Annotated in this window: 19 protein-coding genes and 1 pseudogene; 8 read left to right on the top strand and 12 right to left on the bottom strand. The window is 45.3% G+C overall.

The window, feature by feature from the left end:
• Window positions 1-22 precede the first annotated feature (22 nt).
• Window positions 23-388, bottom strand: coding sequence for a hypothetical protein (locus ACINLD_RS01700; protein ID WP_026586423.1), 366 nt, complete (start codon window positions 386-388; stop codon window positions 23-25).
• A gap of 123 nt (window positions 389-511) precedes the next feature.
• Here ACINLD_RS01700 and ACINLD_RS01695 point away from each other — a divergent pair, with 123 nt between their 5' ends.
• The 5 genes from ACINLD_RS01695 (at window position 512) to ACINLD_RS01675 (ending at window position 3,895) form a co-directional block, all read left to right on the top strand.
• Complete coding sequence (locus ACINLD_RS01695; protein ID WP_026586422.1) at window positions 512-1,102, top strand: CYTH domain-containing protein; 591 nt, start codon at window positions 512-514, stop codon at window positions 1,100-1,102.
• Window positions 1,099-1,731 carry a lytic transglycosylase domain-containing protein gene (locus ACINLD_RS01690; RefSeq protein ID WP_077737036.1) on the top strand — a complete coding sequence of 211 codons (633 nt, stop codon included), beginning with the start codon at window positions 1,099-1,101 and terminating at the stop codon, window positions 1,729-1,731. Before ACINLD_RS01695 ends, ACINLD_RS01690 begins: the two co-directional genes overlap by 4 nt.
• Before the next feature lie 287 nt (window positions 1,732-2,018).
• The gene (locus tag ACINLD_RS01685) at window positions 2,019-2,417 is read left to right on the top strand and encodes a thiol management oxidoreductase (protein WP_026586420.1); all 399 of its coding nucleotides are present in this window, start codon (window positions 2,019-2,021) and stop codon (window positions 2,415-2,417) included.
• Window positions 2,414-3,316 (top strand): protease adaptor protein SpxH, encoded by a 903-nt coding sequence (gene spxH, locus ACINLD_RS01680; RefSeq protein WP_077737037.1) that lies wholly within the window; start codon window positions 2,414-2,416, stop codon window positions 3,314-3,316. The genes ACINLD_RS01685 and spxH overlap by 4 nt, the downstream gene beginning before the upstream one ends.
• A gap of 411 nt (window positions 3,317-3,727) precedes the next feature.
• Complete coding sequence (locus ACINLD_RS01675) at window positions 3,728-3,895, top strand: hypothetical protein (protein WP_026586418.1); 168 nt, start codon at window positions 3,728-3,730, stop codon at window positions 3,893-3,895.
• Between the two features lie 45 nt (window positions 3,896-3,940).
• On the opposite strand, the gene pepF is transcribed toward ACINLD_RS01675, so the two are convergent.
• A complete protein-coding gene (gene pepF / locus ACINLD_RS01670; RefSeq protein WP_306292036.1) occupies window positions 3,941-5,767 on the bottom strand; it encodes an oligoendopeptidase F in 1,827 nt (608 codons plus the stop codon).
• 214 nt (window positions 5,768-5,981) lie between these two features.
• Window positions 5,982-7,130 (bottom strand): competence protein CoiA family protein, encoded by a 1,149-nt coding sequence (locus ACINLD_RS01665; RefSeq protein ID WP_026586416.1) that lies wholly within the window; start codon window positions 7,128-7,130, stop codon window positions 5,982-5,984.
• Between the two features lie 117 nt (window positions 7,131-7,247).
• Here ACINLD_RS01665 and ACINLD_RS01660 point away from each other — a divergent pair, with 117 nt between their 5' ends.
• The gene (locus ACINLD_RS01660; RefSeq protein WP_026586415.1) at window positions 7,248-8,870 is read left to right on the top strand and encodes a sensor histidine kinase; all 1,623 of its coding nucleotides are present in this window, start codon (window positions 7,248-7,250) and stop codon (window positions 8,868-8,870) included.
• The gene (locus tag ACINLD_RS01655) at window positions 8,867-9,589 is read left to right on the top strand and encodes a response regulator (protein ID WP_026586414.1); all 723 of its coding nucleotides are present in this window, start codon (window positions 8,867-8,869) and stop codon (window positions 9,587-9,589) included. Before ACINLD_RS01660 ends, ACINLD_RS01655 begins: the two co-directional genes overlap by 4 nt.
• Before the next feature lie 22 nt (window positions 9,590-9,611).
• On the opposite strand, the gene ACINLD_RS01650 is transcribed toward ACINLD_RS01655, so the two are convergent.
• The 6 genes and pseudogenes from ACINLD_RS01650 to ACINLD_RS01625 form a co-directional block, all read right to left on the bottom strand.
• Complete coding sequence (locus ACINLD_RS01650; RefSeq protein ID WP_026586413.1) at window positions 9,612-11,117, bottom strand: tripartite tricarboxylate transporter permease; 1,506 nt, start codon at window positions 11,115-11,117, stop codon at window positions 9,612-9,614.
• A 23-nt stretch (window positions 11,118-11,140) separates the two neighbouring features.
• Complete coding sequence (locus ACINLD_RS01645; RefSeq protein ID WP_026586412.1) at window positions 11,141-11,596, bottom strand: tripartite tricarboxylate transporter TctB family protein; 456 nt, start codon at window positions 11,594-11,596, stop codon at window positions 11,141-11,143.
• 81 nt (window positions 11,597-11,677) lie between these two features.
• On the bottom strand, window positions 11,678-12,703 hold the full coding sequence (locus ACINLD_RS01640) for a tripartite tricarboxylate transporter substrate binding protein (RefSeq protein ID WP_410206884.1): 1,026 nt from the start codon (window positions 12,701-12,703) through the stop codon (window positions 11,678-11,680).
• Between the two features lie 249 nt (window positions 12,704-12,952).
• Entirely contained in the window at window positions 12,953-14,164 is a 1,212-nt protein-coding gene (locus ACINLD_RS01635; protein ID WP_410206883.1) for a glycosyl hydrolase family 8, read from the bottom strand.
• 313 nt (window positions 14,165-14,477) lie between these two features.
• The gene (mecA, locus tag ACINLD_RS01630) at window positions 14,478-15,116 is read right to left on the bottom strand and encodes an adaptor protein MecA (protein WP_026586409.1); all 639 of its coding nucleotides are present in this window, start codon (window positions 15,114-15,116) and stop codon (window positions 14,478-14,480) included.
• Window positions 15,098-15,229, bottom strand: a pseudogene (locus ACINLD_RS01625) (hypothetical protein). Before ACINLD_RS01625 ends, mecA begins: the two are co-directional and overlap by 19 nt.
• Window positions 15,230-15,396: 167 nt before the next feature.
• On the opposite strand from ACINLD_RS01625, the gene ACINLD_RS01620 reads away from it, so the two are divergent.
• Window positions 15,397-16,059 (top strand): TerC family protein, encoded by a 663-nt coding sequence (locus ACINLD_RS01620; protein WP_077737041.1) that lies wholly within the window; start codon window positions 15,397-15,399, stop codon window positions 16,057-16,059.
• A gap of 41 nt (window positions 16,060-16,100) precedes the next feature.
• On the opposite strand, the gene spxA is transcribed toward ACINLD_RS01620, so the two are convergent.
• The 3 genes from spxA to ACINLD_RS01605 form a co-directional block, all read right to left on the bottom strand.
• A complete protein-coding gene (gene spxA, locus ACINLD_RS01615) occupies window positions 16,101-16,496 on the bottom strand; it encodes a transcriptional regulator SpxA (protein ID WP_009328833.1) in 396 nt (131 codons plus the stop codon).
• 174 nt (window positions 16,497-16,670) lie between these two features.
• Window positions 16,671-17,249: a GNAT family N-acetyltransferase gene (locus tag ACINLD_RS01610; RefSeq protein WP_026586407.1), complete on the bottom strand. Its 579-nt coding sequence runs from the start codon at window positions 17,247-17,249 to the stop codon at window positions 16,671-16,673.
• A 223-nt stretch (window positions 17,250-17,472) separates the two neighbouring features.
• Window positions 17,473-18,396 carry an ABC transporter ATP-binding protein gene (locus tag ACINLD_RS01605; RefSeq protein ID WP_077737042.1) on the bottom strand — a complete coding sequence of 308 codons (924 nt, stop codon included), beginning with the start codon at window positions 18,394-18,396 and terminating at the stop codon, window positions 17,473-17,475.
• Window position 18,397 lies beyond the last annotated feature (1 nt).

The following is an 18,397-nucleotide window of genomic DNA, read 5'->3' as shown; positions in this document are numbered from 1 at the left end:
CCCAATTTCCTTGCCTTTTTTTCTAGAGGAATACCTTTTTCACTCTCTCTTCCATTTCTTCGCCATAATTTGCATTACCTTTAATATTGTCTATTAAATACGCGAGCTCGTCATGGAACCCGCTAAGCTCCATGCTCTCGTTTCCGATCTTTAAAAACACCGGAAGCTTTTTATCAAGAGCCGATTTAAGTTCGGACCAGATCGCCTCGTTTAAAATGACGTATTGGAAAGATTCACCTTGTTCAAGTATGTAAACAAATGCAAAATGATCGGAGTCCGCCAGCATCCGTCCGGCCGGTTTTCGCTCCGCTCCGTCATTGATCTCGCTTATCAGGACGAGCCGGTCATTTTGCAGATTCGCTTCAGCAATTTCAATTCTATTCTGCATAATGTTCTCCTTTACATAAAAAGTACAGTTTCATTTTATCATATCAGAATCAAGATTGATAAACGTTCCCTCTCACGAGATAATAAGAGAAATGTCATTTCAAACAATTGAGAGGAGTAGAAAATGAGTCAGGAACTCGAAATAGAATTTAAAAATATGCTGACAAAAAAAGAATTTGAACAAATAAAATCACATTATCAATTTTCTGCCGGAGAGTTTTTCACACAAAAAAACCATTATTTCGATACGCCGTCTTTTTCATTAAAAGAAAAAGGAGCGGCTCTGAGAATTCGCGAAAAACAAGGCCGGCATGTGCTGACATTAAAAGAGCCCGCTCCCGTCGGGTTGACGGAAACCCACCAGCAGCTGTCCTTTAAGCCTGACCCAGAATCATTTCAAATCCCGGACGGTCCCGTCTCCGACCGTCTGAAGGGCCTCGGTGTTGCACCAGGAAGCCTCGCATACTTCGGTACGCTTGCAACAGACCGCGCCGAAAAAAAACTGCCGCAGGGGTTAATAGTTTTGGATCGCAGCCGATACTTAACAGTAGAGGACTACGAACTGGAATTCGAAGTCGCTGATTATGAAAAGGGAAAGCATGATTTCAAAGCACTTTTACAATCATTCGGCATCCCTGAGCGACATACCAAAAATAAAATCGTCCGTTTTTATGAGCAAAAACGAGAAAGGATAAATAAGGTGGAAAAACAATGAACATCAATCTAGCCGCCCTTCTGGAACTTCAGGCGATTCGCTCGTTTTATCAAACGTCAGGCAGCACTTCCGAAGATACGGATTTTGACTTCAGCTCGATTTTAAATCAATATTTAGCGAATACAGGCAGCCTCTCGCAGGGAACACTTCCAGCCGTTCAGACGGCATCCGGGTCCCTTCCGGCGGAAAAAACCGCGCCTGTTGCCGCCGCATCATCCACCGCTCAAAAAACCGTTTCTTTTGGCGGCCAAAATCAAAAAATTGACGAGATCATCAAACAAGCCGCTGAAAAATACGGTGTGGATGAAAAGCTGATTCACGCCGTCGTCAAACAGGAGTCTGGCTACCGGCAGCAGGCGGTCAGCCCGTCCGGAGCCATGGGGCTGATGCAGCTCATGCCGTCGACGGCAAAATCGCTCGGTGTCAGCAATGCTTTTGACCCCGTTCAAAATATTGAAGGCGGGACAAAATATCTAAAGCAGATGCTTGATAAATACAGCGGGAATGTCAACCTCGCCTTGGCTGCGTATAATGCCGGACCTGGAAACGTTCAAAAGTACGGAGGGATTCCGCCTTTTAAAGAAACGCAAAATTATGTAAAAAAAATCACCGCGAATTACTACGCCTGAGCCGGAAAGATTTCTTTCCGGCTTTTTGCCGCCCATAAAAAAACCTCCAAATGAATCCTCCAAGTATAAAAAATACACATTTAATAAACGAATATGATATGATATTTCATACAAAACAAGCGATTCCATTCCGCGGGCTAAAAGTCGGTTTATTTGTAGAAATGGAACGGGGTTGCTAAAATAAGTATATACAATCTTGAAATAATAAATGATGCACAAGATAAATATTTTTTTGCAATGGGAATCGTTATTTTTTCCTATTAGCCATTTTAAAAGGAGTAGTCAACATGGGACAATCGTTTAACGCACCTTATGAAGCGATTGGAGAAGAACTTCTATCGCAACTTGTTGATACTTTTTATGAGCGGGTGGGACGGCATCCGCTGCTCTCGCCGATTTTCCCGGATGACTTGACGGAAACGGCGAGAAAACAGAAGCAATTTTTAACGCAATATTTGGGAGGCCCGCCGCTTTACACAGAAGAACACGGACACCCGATGCTGAGGGCTCGGCACCTTCCGTTTCCGATCACACCTGAACGGGCGGATGCGTGGCTTTCCTGTATGAAAGAGGCAATGGATCATGTCGGTTTGAATGGCGAAATCAGGGAATTTCTTTTTGAAAGGCTGACATTGACAGCCAGACACATGGTAAACCAGCCTAAAATGGAGGATGGTTCACATTGACGGTTAATCAGCGTGACCAGTTTTTCTCCCATTGCCACGGACACCCGCAAAAGCCGATGGAAATTTATATGTTTGTCGATCCGCTATCTCCGGAATGCTGGGCTTTGGAGCCTGTGATCAAAAAATTAAAGATCCGCTACGGCCGTTTTTTCACATTGCGCATGATTACCGCCTGCAGCATTACGGCGTTAAATGTCCAAAAGCGAAAGAAACACCGTCTCGCAGAGACTTGGGAAAAAATCGCCTGCAGGTCGGGAATGTCCTGCGACGGTACGCTTTGGTATGACAATGCGCTTTCCGCTCCATACCTTGCCTCCCTTGCCCTCAAAGCCGCGGAGCTGCAAGGCAGAAAAGCCGGGCTTCAGTTTTTGCGAAGCATGCAGGAAAACTTGTTTCTCAATCAGCAAGATATTACCGATGAAGAAGTGCTGTTTCACATTGCGGAAAACACACGGCTTGATGTGGAAGAATTTAAAAAAGACCTTCATTCACAAAGCGCTGTTAAAGCCCTGCAATGCGATATGAAAATCGCTGCCGAAATGGAAGTCGAATCCGTTCCGACGCTTACCTATTTTAACAGCCTCCGCGAAGCGGAGGGGTTAAAAGTAACCGGAAATTATTCATATGATGTATATGAAGAAGTGCTGTTTGAAATGCTCGGCGATGAACCGAAGCCGTCGCAGACGCCGCCGCTCGAATTGTTTGTTGAATACTTTCAATTTGTGGCGGACAAAGAAATTGCTGTCGTTTATGATTGGTCCCTTGAGGAGGTCGAACGCGAAATGAAAAAGCTTGCTTTCGCGCGAAAGGTCGAAAGGGTCGAAGCCAAACACGGCATGTTTTGGCGCTATGTAAACGAAAACGACGATGCCGGGCCGCTCTATCAGTGTGAAAAATGACACGGGATTCCCCGTGTTTTTCTTTTTCTAAAATACCAAACATATGTTCTTTTTAAAAACAGTAAGAAACCGCGCCGGGATAAGCGCGGTTTCTATTATGTCTTAACGACAACAAAGGGGATGGGAGAAATTTTTCACGGTCAAACAAAGGGGTAAATGTTTGTTTGTGATCAATTTCACATCATTATAATATCAAATCATGTCGACTTTTGACAACTGATTTTATTACTTTTCACATTTTTGTCACAAAACATAAAAAATAGATGTCCATCATATGATGAAAGTAGGAAAGAAAACGCCTGTGCTTCACAAGGTGCAGGAAGCCTAAAGCCCCGGCGATTCACAGATTTTCCGCTCCGCCTTTACGCTTTTTTTGATTTTAACATTTTATCAGTCCATAGGAGGGTTTTTATGCTGCAAATTGTTTTGGGACTTGCATCAATATTGGTTTTTTTTATATTAAATATTTTAGGCTTGATGCAGATGCTTCCGCTTTATATCACATCCCCCCTGCTGTTTGTATCCATCCTTTTTACGATCAGCCGCTTCAACCACAGAAAAACATTTAAAGGATTTTAACGCGAAAAAGCCGCCGGCAAAAGGCAGCACCGGCAGGCTTTCATATTATGGATTAAGCTTAAGCAGCAGCTCTTCCATTTCATCGAGCTGTTTTTCAAACGTTTTGCATGCGGCTTCAATCGGTTGTGACGACGTCATATCAACGCCCGCTTTTTTCAGCACTTCAATCGGATAATCCGAGCTGCCCGCTTTTAAAAATTCGATATAGCGGTCAACTGCTGGTTTGCCCTCTTTTAATATTTGCTGGCTTAAAGCCTGGGCTGCACTGAAGCCTGTCGCATATTGGTATACATAGTAATTGTAATAGAAATGCGGAATTCTTGACCATTCAAGGCCGATTTCCTTGTCGAGCTCAATATGATCTCCAAAGTACTTTTTGTTCAAATCATAATAGATGCTCGTCAACAGCTCAGGAGTCAGCGGCTCCCCTTCCTGGGCCCTGACATGGATCTCATGCTCAAATTCGGCAAACATCGTCTGTCTGAACACCGTTCCTTTAAATCCTTCAAGCATGTGGTTTAAAATATAAAGCCGCTGCTTCTCATCCTCAAGTGTATTCAACAAATATTCTCCCAAAAGGGCTTCATTTGTCGTTGAAGCCACTTCAGCCACGAAAATGCTGTAGTTGCCGTACGGATACGGCTGATATTTTCTCGTATAATAGCTGTGCACTGAATGGCCGAATTCATGAACGAGTGTAAAGAGGTTGTTGACGTTGTCGTGCCAGTTCAGCAAAATATACGGATTGGTTCCATATGTTCCGGAAGAATAGGCGCCGCTTCGCTTCCCTTTATTTTCATACACATCGACCCAGCGGTTGTTTAAGCCTTCTTTCAGAATCGATGTATAGTCTTCTCCCAAAGGTGCGAGACCCTTCAGCATATAATCTTTTGCCTGTTCATATGTGACCTTCATACCGGCATCTTTCACAAGCGGAGTATACAGGTCATACATGTGCACCTCATCAAGTTCAAGCACTTTTTTTCTGAGCTCGACGTATCGATGCAGGAGAGGCAGATGTTTATTGATCGTTTCGACAAGGTTATCATAGACTTCCTCCGGGATGCTGTTGCGCGACAGCGCCGCTTCCCTCGCCGATTTATAATGTTTAACTTTCGCATAAAAATTGTCTTTTTTCACCGCTCCGCTGAGCGTTGAAGCAAGCGTGTTTTTAAAGCGTCCGTACGTCTCGTACACCGCCTTGAAGGCAGCGCGTCGGACATCACGGTTGTCACTCTCTAAAAAGGTAATATAATTACCGTGTGTCAGCTGCTGTTTTTCCCCGTTTTCATCCGTAATCTCCGGGAATTCCATATCGGCGTTGTTCAGCATTCCGAATGTATTTGACGGTGAAGAGAGGACATCTGAAACCTCGGCCAAAAGCCCTTCTTCCTTCTCACTCAGCACATGCGGGCGCTCTTTGTTAATTTCTTCGAGCGCATGGGAATAAAGCTTTAATTCCTCTTTTTCTAAAAGGAACTGCTGCAGCTTTTCCTCTTGAATCGACAGAATTTCCGGCACCATATAGGCTGTGGCGCTGGCCGCCTGTGTATAAAGGTTGCCCGCTTTATCATTAAGGCCTTGATAAAACGAATTTCCCGTATCTTGATCATAGCGCATATGTGCGTAAGTATACAGCTTGCCGAGCCTTTCCATCACCTGATCCTGAAACGTCAGCGCTTCATACAGATCATCGGCTGAATGGCCGAGCTTGCCCTTGAATTCGGAGAGCTTAGGCAGCAGCTCTTTCACCGCTTGAAATTCCTCATTCCAAGCGTCATCGGTCGGGAAGATGTCCTCGAGTCTCCACGTGTCTTCTTGCTTTACCTCATCTCTTTGAGGCAGTTTCTTCGCTTGTTTTTCTTCAGCCACTGTAATTCCCCTCGCTTTCTTTACTCCAAGTCCATTGTTGCGCAATAAACTTGTATTGTGTTTATCTTCTGTTTTTTCACCGTCTTTTGTCAAATCATTTGCCAAAAAAATCATGCTTGACACCGCGACTAAACAACAAAATACATATCTTTTGATCTGAAACAGGCTAAAGACACCACCTTCCTTTCCTTAGATTGAACGAAAGGCATGGTTGTCATTCGGAAAAATACCATTCGTCACTCTTGAAAAGCTCCGAAAGCCGTGTTTTTGCAACAGGCAAACAGGCGGGATAATAAACTTCTTTCTCTTTCTTTAAAAATCCTTTTTCACAAAGGAGACAAATGTATTCACTCACGGCTCCTGACGCCGTCTCCCGTCCGTTCCACCTCAACTTCAGTTTGCCGCTTGAAATGAGTTTGTTCATGAAAGAAACGGCTGAATTCAGGCGGAAGGAAGACTGCTTCACAAGATGCAGATAAAGGTGGCCTTGCCATACATAAACCGGATGGGCAAATATATAGCCCTTTGATAAGGGAAGAAAAACTTCAGACGGAAAAAAAGGAAGCGGAACGCGAAATTTTTCGTAAAACAATGCAGCTATGTCTTTTTCATCTTTTGATAAAAAGCGCCGGGATGTCGTGCGAAATTTGAGGAGATTCCTCTTCCAGGAATGAAGCTGATAAGGGGAAGGCCTGACAGCGGAACGCAAATCACCGATCGTTGTTTGCTTGAGAGGGAGAAACCTTACCGTTGCGGATATTTTGTTTTTCAAAAACGGGATTAAATGCTCAAGGACAAGAAAAGCCTTTTGATCGGGGCAAAAAAACAAAAGCCTCGGGAGCTTTCTGCCGGTCCCGCTGAACTGCCAATGAAAATGTGAAAGCTGAAAAAAACTGCCCGTCAAGCGCTTCACGCGGTTTGCACCGATGATCCAGAGCGGCTCAATCCCGAGTTTCAGGAAGCCGTCCGTCCTTTTTCGATGCTCCGCCTTGCTGAGATTCGCACATTGAAACTCAACGGCTAACCGGCTGTCCGCAGAGCTTACAAGCAAATCCGGCCTCTGTCTGATCTGATCCAAATAAGGTTCCAGCACCGGATTGAGCCCTTGCCGACTGAACCATTTGTACAGGAGCCTTTTCCCTTGCAGATGATAGAGGCTTTCCGGCTCATGTGAAACAGGACATGTTGAATCCGGCTTATGGGCAAAGTGATGCACCTTTTGAACGCCGATTTTGAGATCGAGCTCATGATGGCAGACCGGACAATAAAAAGCGTGTTTTTTTCTCAAGCGGTTGAGTTCATCTGCGCTGTATCCGTCGGCAAGACAAATCAGCCGCCCTTCATTGTTTTGTGCGCTGAACACTTCTTCTCTCTCCTTTCTTTATTTAGTATTCAACAGATGTACGGTCTCCCCTTTTTCTGAAAACGCTTCAAATTTAAGCTGATTTTATATAAAGTAGTATTATAGAGCACGAAATAGATGGGAAAAGGAGTTTTTGATATAAAAAAGAAACTGACCACAAAACTGACATTGCTCATTCTATCATTGCTGTTCATCTTGCTTTCTGTCATGAGCGGACTTTATCTATTGATTTTAGAAAATTCTTTAAAAACGCAAATTGAGGCCAGAGCGCTCGATATGGCGAAAACGCTCTCCCAAATGCCATCCGTACGGGAAGCCTTTGAAACGCCCGATCCTTCAGAGACGCTGCAGCCGATTGCAGAAAAAGCGAGAAAACAGTCCGGTGCCCAATATGTGGTCATCGGCTCGGTCGATTCGATCCGCTATGCTCATCCCGATCCGGAAAAAATCGGCAAGCGGATGGTCGGCGGGGACAATCAACGAGCCCTTAAAAAAGGCGAATCATACGTTTCCGAAGCCGTCGGCACACTCGGAGCAGCCGTCAGGGGAAAAGCGCCGATCCGCACGGAAAATGGAGAAATCGTCGGCATCATCTCGGTCGGTTTTTTAAAAGAAAACATCCAGGATATCGTTTATCAATATCAGACGAAACTCATATTTTTATTGGGATTTGTTGTGCTGATGGGGGTTTCGGGAGCCGTCTATATTTCCCGCAATGTAAAAAAATCGATTTTCGGCCTTGAACCATATGAAATTAATCAATTATATACGGAAAAACAAGCGATTACCGAATCTGTGCACGAAGCATTGATCGCCATCAACAAACATGAAGAAATCACCCTTTTGAATAAAAAAGCCTGTGAACTGCTCGGCGCAGAAAGTGAAGACCAATGGCTGGGCAGGCCGATTGCCGAGCTTCTGCCGGACACGCTCCTTCCGGAAGTCTTGAAAACGAAAAAAGCCCAAAAAGACCAGGAATTAACGATCGGAAACGAAGAGCTGATCGTCAACAGGGTGCCGATTTTTGAAAAGGAAAGCATCCGCGGCGCTGTTGCGAGCTTCAGGAGAAAGACGGATATCGACGAACTTTCGAAAAAACTGGCGCAGACATCGCAATACGCGGAAGGGCTGAGAGCGCAGACCCACGAATATTCAAACAAGCTCAATACGATCGCCGGCCTGATCCAGCTTGAAAGCTATACTGAAGCGCTTGAATTAATCCAAAAAGAAAACAAAAGCCATCAGGATATGCTGCACTTTTTGATTCATTCCATACCTGACCCGCTTCTTTCAGGTCTCTTACTCGGTAAAATCAATCGCGCCAAAGAGCTCCACATCAACTTGGAAATCGATGAGAGCTCAAAAATAGACGCATTGCCGCCGGACATGGATCAGGGTAAATTCATTACGATCCTGGGGAATCTCATTGAGAACGCATTTGACGCCGTCTCTCAAAAGAAAGAGCGGAATATCCTCGTGTTTTTATCTGATGGAGGGGATCATATCCTGATCGAAGTCGAAGATTCGGGAGACGGAATTCCCGATGCAGACACAGAGCGGATTTTTCAAAAATTTTATTCGACAAAATCTGCAACTCACCGCGGTCTCGGGCTCTTTTTAGTAAAGGAAGCTGTCAATGCATTAAACGGAGAAATTAAAGCGGGCAAAAGCGAGCTTGGCGGAGCATTGTTTACTGTCGTGATTCCAAAAAAAAGAGAAGTGCTGGGGGTAGAAAGATGAAAGCACTGCAAGTTTTTATTGTTGAAGATGATATCAAAAACGCTGATATTCATCAAAAGCTGATCAGCAAAATTGAAGGGTTTTCCGTCGTCGGCATCGCCGAAAATTTTCAAGACGCCAAAGATTTGCTTCCGGTCGTAAAACCCGACCTTGTCCTGCTCGATATTTTTTTGCCGGATGGCTCCGGGATGGAGCTTTTATGGCTGATCAGACAGAAGCTGAGACGCACCGATGTCATGATGATTACAGCGGCCAAGGAAGTGGAATATGTTGAACAGGCGATCCGCGCCGGTGCGGTTGATTATTTGATTAAGCCGATCATGTTTTCCAGATTGAAAGAAACGCTTTTAAACTACCGTTCATACCGATTGAAAGTGAATACGCTGTCATCGATTGACCAGACGGATGTCGACACATTGATGGCGAAAAGAAAGAGCATGATGAAAGAAAAGCGGACAGCGGAAGATACCTACCCGAAGGGCATTGATGGACTGACATTAAAAAAAGTCGCCGATGTGTTGCAGAGCAGCGACAATGCCGACGGTGTCACGGCTGAAAATCTCGGCCGGACAATTGGTATCAGCAGAACGACCGCAAGGCGCTATTTGGAATTTTTAGCATCTGAAAAGCATGTCAAAACAGAACTTTACTACGGAACTGTCGGACGCCCTGAACGCAGATACAAGCCTGTTAAAGCAAATGAAAGTCCGGAAGCGTAGCGTTCCGGACCATCAAATTTTTTTACCCTTCGACATCGATCGATTTGTTTTGCCGGTTTCTCATTGCCCGGGAAATCGGCGGCACGATCAGAGACAGGAGTGCCACAATCAATAGACCGACTGTGACAGGGCTTTCGAAAAAGATGGACAGTCTCCCGGAAGAGAGTGTCATTGCCTGTCTGAACGACTCTTCCATCATACTCCCTAAAATAAAGGCCAAAATAAACGGAGCTGCCGGAAAGGAAAGAACCCGCATCAAATAGCCGAGGATGCCGAAGAAGACCAAAATATAGAGATGGACAATATTAAAGGTCACAGCATAAACACCGATCAAACAGAAGACAAAAATGAGCGAAATCAAGAGCTGCTTGGGAATCAGTAAAATTTTTGCCAAAAAAGGAATGAGCGGCAAGTTCAAAATCAGCAAAAACAAATTGCCGATGTACATGCTGGCGATCACGCCCCAAAAAACGTCAGGATGATCAGTCAGCATAAGCGGCCCCGGCTGAACACCGACGACGAGAAGCGCACCGAGCAAAACGGCGGTTGTTCCTGATCCGGGAATTCCGAGTGTCAACAGCGGGACAAACGCTCCGCTCGTTGCCGCGTTATTAGATGTTTCCGGCGCGGCAATCCCTTTAATATTGCCTTTGCCGAATGATTCAGGATTTTTCGAGATACGCTTTTCTGTAATATACGAAATAAATGAGGCGATCGTTGCTCCTGCACCCGGCAGGACGCCAAGCAGGAATCCGATCACTGAATGTCGTGCAATCGGCCCGGAAATCTCTTTCATTTCGCTTTTTGTCACCTTCAGGCTGCCGACTTGTGAGGCTTCGTTTGTCATCGGCTTGTTTCGCGTTTTAATTAAAAAGGCGACTTCAGCCAAGGCAAACAGTCCAAGGGCGACGATCAAAAAATCGATTCCTTCCAGAAGGCTTGCTGCACCGAAGGTAAACCGCTCTGTTCCCGTTTGCGGATCAATTCCGATCGTGGCGGTCATAAAGCCTAATGTTGCCGAAATTAACGCTTTGACGGTCGATCCTTCCGACAGGCTGGAGATCGCCACCAATCCCAGGAGCATCAGGGCGAAATATTCGGTCGGTCCAAATGTAACGGCGACATTGGCCATCGCCGGAGCGACAAGCATCAGGGCAACGACGGTAATCGTACCGCCGGCAAACGAACAAATGGCAGCTACGGCCAGCGCCTTTCCTGCTTTCCCCTGCTTCGCCATCGGATATCCGTCAAACGATGTGGCAACGGTTCCGGCCACACCGGGTGCATTTAAGAGAATGGAGGATGTCGAGCCGCCAAACACCGCGCCATAATAGACACCGGCCATCAAAATCAAAGCGGAGGCGGGATCCATCCCATAACTTAACGGAATCATGATGGCAATTGCAGTGATCGGTCCAAGCCCAGGAAGCATGCCGATCACTGTCCCGATCAATACGCCTAAAAATGCAAACATGATATTTTGCGGGGTCAAAGCCACCTGGAATCCGTATAAAATACTTTCTAACATGCACTTCCCTCCCTACTCGTTTATTAAAAAGGCATAACCCCCTGCGGTAGCATAATGTTCAGCAAATAATGAAATGAAACATAAATGGCGCTGCTGAAAATGAGCGAAACGGCGGCGGCAGTTTTCCATTTGCGATAGCCCAATACCGCCGGCAGGACGATCAGCAGCAAAACGGTTGACAATAAAAATCCAATGATCTCCAGCACCGTAATATAAATGATGAGAGAAGCGACGCAAAAGACCATCACCTTTACATCCTGCTTCTTTAATTGAAACAGCTTTTTTGCTTCCGTGTCTTTCTTGTCCTTTTCAAAAAACAAACAGATCCCGAGTATGACAAGCACTACGCCGAGGCTTTTCGGCAGCACGTCCGCGTCAATGACGGCGTACGGATAACTCTCCAAATTAAAGCTGAGCGCCAAATAGACGGCGGCTACAGCCAAAACCACGACAGATACGCCCCGGTTTGTGATCCTCATTGGTCTACACCAGCCTTTCTCGATTTCTGACAAGCCGGCGAAGCTTCGCCCGGCTTGCCGTCTGAAACGATCACATCGTGTTTATTTGGCTTCATCACCAAGCCCGATCTCATCAAGCAAACTTTTCATTGCTTTGTGTTGGGCATCAAGATATGTTTTGAATTCCTTATGGTCCATATATTTGTCCTCCCAGCCGTAGCTGTCCCGAATCGATTTCCAGCTGTCTTTTTCCATCATCTCTTTGATTTTCTTCTCATAAAACTTGACAGCTGCCTCACTCATTCCGGGCGGTCCCATAAAACCTCTCCATACGGTGAATTCGTCATCGATTCCCTGCTCTTTTAATGTCGGAAAGTCTTTGACGGTCTCCCCTTTCATGCGCTCCGGCGCGGTGATGGCCAGCACCCTGACCTTTCCGGCTCTCGCTTGTTCGGCGGCTTCACCGACCCCTGTCGAGTAGACATCCGCTTTTTTGCCGAGCAGCATGCTCATGCCGGCGCCGTCTTGCGCCGTAATATACTTGAGCTGCTTCGCATCAACACCCGCTTTTTGGACGGCGCTGACAAATTGCATATGGTCCATGCTTCCCGGTGATGACGTCCCGACAATCGAAACAGACTTCGGATCTTTTTTCAGTGCTTCAATCAGATCTTTCATAGATTGATATGGCGAATCTTTATGAACGACAAACGCGCCGTAATCGGCAATCACGCTTGCGATCGGTGTGAAATCTTCATGGCCGTATTGAGATTGTCCGTTTAACGGGACGAACAAGAGCGGCGGTGATGTAACAAAGAGCGTATGATTGTCGCCTTTTTTGCGGTGGACATACGACCAACCTGTCGCTCCCCCGCCGCCCGGTTTGTTGACGACAGCCATCTTGTCAATCAATTGTTCTTCACCCATGATTTTTGCCACAGTTCTGGCCGTTGTATCCCATCCCCCGCCGGCTCCGGCGGGCGCAACAACCTCAATCGGTTTTGAAGGTTTAAAATCTTTTTCTTCCCCGGCTTTATTGTTTGAAGCTGAGTTTCCGCCGCATCCTCCCAAAATGAGCGCAAACACGAGCAAAATCGTCAAGCCGCAAAGTTGACCCCTTTTTGACATTTGTGTTCCCCCTTTATTGTAATCGCTTTCATTATAGCTTCCTTATCTTTTCGTGCACAGTTTAACTGCATAAAATTCTTTTTGTTCATAATGTTCACAAAAAACCTTCCCCAAATATAGATTGCAGGCAATTTACCTCCATTAAAGGGTAGGATAGGCTCACAACGGCGGGATCAACTTCTGCTAATTAATAAACCCTTCTCCGCAGAGAAGGGTCAGTCTTTCAATTTGATATTACACACACATTCTTTAAGGAAGATACATCGTAAATTTGCCGTTTGCTACCAGGCTGTTCAGCATGTACAGGCAGGATCCGTAATAATCGTCAGGAATATAGGCGCTGTTAAACACATTGGCAAACCCTGTCCTTAATGAGGCATCGCTTGCTGCAGTCGCTCCGCCTGCATTGGCGGCGATCAGCCCCACCGGACTTCCTCTTTTAACGGCCGTCCCATTCAGCGTATATTCATGGGCCGTTCTCCCGAAGTTTTCCCGTTTCATAAACGTCAAGAACTTGTTAACCGCTTTTTGCTCGCTGGCGCGATATGCGTTATCTGCCGAGGACCAAAGTGTATAATCCATCGCGATGTGGGACACCGTCCGCCAAGCATCATAGCTGAAATTTCGGTCTGTTTCCGTTGAGGAATGTGCCGCATCGCTTACACCGTCGAAGCCGGCTTCATCAGGAAAGAGCCCTGTGGCGGCATTGGTGACGGATGATCCGTTATTTAAAACACTTTTAAACGTCGTTTCTGACAAGTATGTTCGAGATTTGTTTGCTGCCTCTTTCCAAAAATACTGCTGGCTGCTTCTGGCGCTTTTAGCGAATAACTCGAAAAAAGCAGGAACGTGGTAGGAAGGATCCGTCCAATTGACATAAGGGCCGAATCGAACCATCTCCTTGCTGTTTTTAATAAAAACTCTCGATTCCTTGCCAGCGTTGGCGTATTCGCCAGCACCGGCCAAAGCGTCAAGCAGGTCTTGGGCCCGCGCTTTGTAATCATACGGGTACTCTTTATCACCCCAGCGGTCAGACGCCATAAGAAGCGCTGCCGCAAACCAGACTTCACCGTCAGATGCAACATTCTGATCAATGGTTTGCACGTCTGAGCTGTTCGTTTTCATATGCCAGCGATGGTAGCCGTACAAACTGTCATTTTTCTCGGAATGGCGCATATATATGCGGACGAAATCCCATAGCCTTTGGAACTTATACTCATCATTCATTTGCAGCGTCATCATCATCCCGTAGCTCATACCCTCTGTTTTGACACTGTAGTAACCATTGCCCAGGTTATCGTCCGTCATCGAAGTGATATAAGCTGAACCGTCCTTCATATAATGAAACAGCGATCCGCCTTTCTCATCAAAATACTTTTTATAGGCCTGATTCAAATTGTTTTTGCCCGTTGGTCCGAGAAGAATATACGGCTGCCATGGCTGTTTGAGAAAAAGCGGCACAAAAACATGTTAAACCAATAAAGACAGCCATAATCCATTTTAAACATCTTCGCTTCAAATCGTTCTCACATTCCAAAATTTGTCATGATACCTCATCCATCTTAATCAATGAAGCGGGAAGTGTATAGATGATATTGACCTATTCGGTTTGGGCCGAAATGATTGGAAAGTGTGAAGCCGTTTGAATGATGGAGAATGGGAGGAGTGAAGTTGCGGGAACTTAAGCTTATCATGATCTTTTTTGTTCCCATCGTTGCTGACTGTGTAAAGGAACGGAGAAAATTAAAGCCGGCTTCAAAAGAAACCGGCTTTTTTATGCAAAGTGCTTTTTTATTGTATGAAGAGCATGATTTGCTGCGATCAGTTTTCCATACTCCTCCAGCATGTGAATCGTCATTTTTGATTCTGAGGCGTATTCCAGCAAAATGCTGAGCTGATTTTCAACCTCTTCATCAGGCAGTTCATTGAAATCCACGAATAAATAATAGCGGTTTTCATGAGAATACAATGTCGTTTGGCAGCCGACGACGGTCATTTTTGACAATGAGATGACATCCTCAAAATCAGCAAATTTTAATACGAATTGCAGCTTCTGCTCTTCGGCATCCTCTTCCTTTTGAAAATCTTCCAGCAATGCATCGAGGCTTTCTTCTGCTGCATCTTGCTTTTTATCTTCAGGAATCGGCAGTTCTAGCTTTTGTCCGTCTTTGGAAAGCTGAGCTCTTGTGACAATGATTTCCAACCCTTTATCAAGGGCCTGCACTTGAATCCAAAGGGGGCCTTCAACGGCAAACTCTTCTTCTTCGTGCACTTCGTCCATCATTTCCCAAAACAGCTCTTCACTGCGTTCACGATTGTACCAGATTTCTTCCCTGTCAAACCCCCGGTCTTCTATATCACCGTAGGAAATATAAAACTTAACCGTATGTTCGTTTATTCTTTCGATTTCCATTTGCCAACCTTCCCTTCTTTGTATGATGGTGAAGGGATAACTAAGCTCCCAATTAATTGTACTTTACTACACTTTACCCATTACGTCCACTTCTTAACCTTATCCCTGAACAATCTTTAATTTCTATTTTATGATAAAAAAGGCGCAAAAGAAATAAAAATGCATAAAAGACAAGCAAACATAATTTCCGCCCCGCTTCATATATTAATTGTACAAGCAGAGCTGAAGATGACGGGTTCTAAAAAAAACGGGCCCGTTTAGCAAAGAGAGGTGCCAGTTGATGGAACACGATGTGTTGATGTCATTCCTTGTCATCATCGGAATCGACCTCATTCTCGGCGGAGACAACGCCGTTGTCATCGCAATGGCCAGCCGCAATTTGCCTCCCATGCAGAGACAAAAAGCGATCATCATCGGCACATGCATCGCCATTTTCATGAGAATCATGCTGACTGCAGCCGCAGTGTATCTGCTGACAGTTCCCTATCTGCAATTGATCGGAGGAATCTTCCTTCTGTATTTAGGATACCAGCTCCTGATTGAGAAAAAAGATACCCAGCATGTCAAAAGCGGGACATCCCTATGGAAAGCGATTCGCATTATTGTGGTGGCTGATTTGTTCATGTCCTTAGATAATGTCATCGCTGTGGCCGGGGCCTCGCATGGGCGGCTGATGCTCGTCGTTGCCGGACTCATGATTTCGGTGCCCGTTATTATTTGGGGCAGCAGGCTGATTCAGGTCGCCATGACCAAATTTCCGCTGTTGCTATACGCCGGCAGCGGTCTGCTCGCATATACAGGCGGCGAAATGATCGTCAGAGAGCAGGAGCTGTCTTCCTTTATGGCCAAACACGGCATGATTGAAATGCTGCTCCCCGTCCTAACAGTTATTTTTGTGATTTTAGCCAGTATTTATTATGAACAACTTAGTGAGAAACATTAAAAAGAAGGCTGAAAAATTTCAGCCTTCTTTACTCTTCACAATTAATTGGCCAGACGCTGCGCTTCCCTCAATTGGAATGTGCGCACTTTGCGAGGCAGGAAGCGGCGGATTTCGTCCTCATTGTAACCAACCTGCAAGCGTTTTTCGTCGATGATGATCGGACGGCGCAACAGGCCTGGATGTTCATTGATGAGCTGGTAAAGCTCTTGCAGAGGCATTGTTTCAAGGTTGACGTTCAACTTTTGGAACACTTTTGAACGAGTTGAAATGATCTCGTCGGTTCCGTCTTCCGTCATCCGCAAAATTTCTTTTATCTCATCAATTGATAAAGGCTCTGAAAAAATATTTCTTTCCGTAAATGGAATATCATGCTCTTCTAACCATGCGCGCGCCTTTCTGCATGACGTGCAGCTTGGTGATGTATATAATGTAACCATATGCTTCACTCCTTAAAAAGTAGAATGAAATAGCGCATTCTTAAATTGAAATTAATCTAAAAAAGTAATCTTTATAGAGTATTATACTATAAAAAAGTAAGTGTGAACAGTCTGTAACAGAAATTTTTTGACAATCCTGCGACTTTTGTTCTTTTTGCCTATTCTCATTCTCAACTAGTTTAGTTCATCGAAAATGTTCTTTTGTTTTTGATCATCAACGATCTTCAGGACATCATCGACATCCTCAAACGATTCTCCATACCATTTTTCATCTTGATATGTATGGATTTTTTCATACGTTTCTTTCATCGCTTCATATACTTCTTCTTCCGTGTTTGAACGGGGAGACCAATATAAAATCTCCATTTCACTGACTTTGCCGGTGGCAAGCGACCGGCGCCGGTAACCAATTGACTCAGCGTGTTTAAAGTTTTGCTTTTGGTAAAATTTGAGACGCTTTGCCGTATCTGCATCCTCTTCGTCCACAGGTTCGACTTCGAGAAGGATCGGCTTGTTTTTCTTTTTCAGCTTTTCGAGCAGTTTTGAGCCGAGACCCTGGCCTCTTGCATCTTTAGAAACGAACAGATAGTCGATGAAGATAAAGGAATCAAACTCGGCATACATCAGCACGTGATGACGGCCTTCTTCTTTATGGTAAATATCGTTTTGTTCCTTTAATAATGCCTCCATATGTTCTTTTGATTTCATTTCTTCAACGGGAAAATACTCGCTAAGCTTTTCATACCAGTTCATTGATTTGCTCCTTATGATGTTCTTATGATTCACACCTTAGATATACCCGCTTTCTCTTTAGTTTAAACAATTTCTTTTAAGCATCAGGAGCAGATCAAGCTGAGCATGTTACCTATATATACTAAGACGAACGTCCGCGGCGAAGGTTTCATTTTTTTTTCACAAAAAAACGGAGCATCTGTTTTGCTCCGTCAAAAAGGCAGCCATCAGGCCGCCTTCTATATTATTTCGATTGGTACGCTTTGAACTCTTCTTCAGAACACATGACAAAATGTCCGGGCTTCACTTCGCGAAGCTCCATCTCTTCCCCGTCTCTCAGCTTATGGACGGACGGATCATACGTTTTCCGCATACGGTTGCGCTCGTAATCCGGATCCGGAAGCGGAATGGCTGACAAAAGCGATTGTGTATAAGGATGAAGCGGGTTCTCGTATAATTCATCGGCCGGCGCCAATTCAACCAGCTTGCCAAAATACATGACGCCGATCCGGTCGCTGATGTATTTCACCATCGACAGGTCATGAGCGATGAAAAGGTAGGTCAATCCCCTCTCCTTTTGCAGATCCTTCATAAGGTTGACGACCTGAGCCTGGATCGAGACGTCAAGCGCTGAGATCGGCTCATCGGCAATGATGAATTCAGGCTCGACCGCAAGAGCCCTGGCGATTCCGATCCGCTGGCGCTGTCCTCCGGAAAATTCGTGAGGATAGCGGTTTGCGTGCTCTTTGTTTAAGCCGACAAGATGGAGCAACTCGTGCACCCGTTCAAGCCGTTCTTGCTTCGATTTTGCCAGGCCGTGAATATCGATCCCTTCCGCGATGATATCGGCGACCGTCATCCGCGGATTCAGTGAAGCATACGGGTCCTGAAAGATCATCTGCATCTTCCGGTTGAATTCAAGAAGGTCTTTGGCAGACTTTTTGTCGTGCACATTTGTTCCTTTGAATAGCACCTCACCGGATGTCGCTTCATATAAACGAATGATTGTCCGTCCTGTCGTCGATTTACCGCAGCCGGATTCACCGACAAGGCCGAGCGTTTCTCCTTTATAGATGTCAAAAGAGATTCCGTCTACAGCTTTCACAGTTCCTTTAGGCGTTGAGAAATGCTGTTTTAAGTTCTTGATTTCAAGCAGTTTTTCCGCCATA

This window comes from Bacillus sp. z60-11 (assembly GCF_046464135.1).
Classification (GTDB): domain Bacteria; phylum Bacillota; class Bacilli; order Bacillales; family Bacillaceae; genus Bacillus; species Bacillus sonorensis_A.
This window is presented reverse-complemented; position numbering and strand designations above follow the sequence as displayed.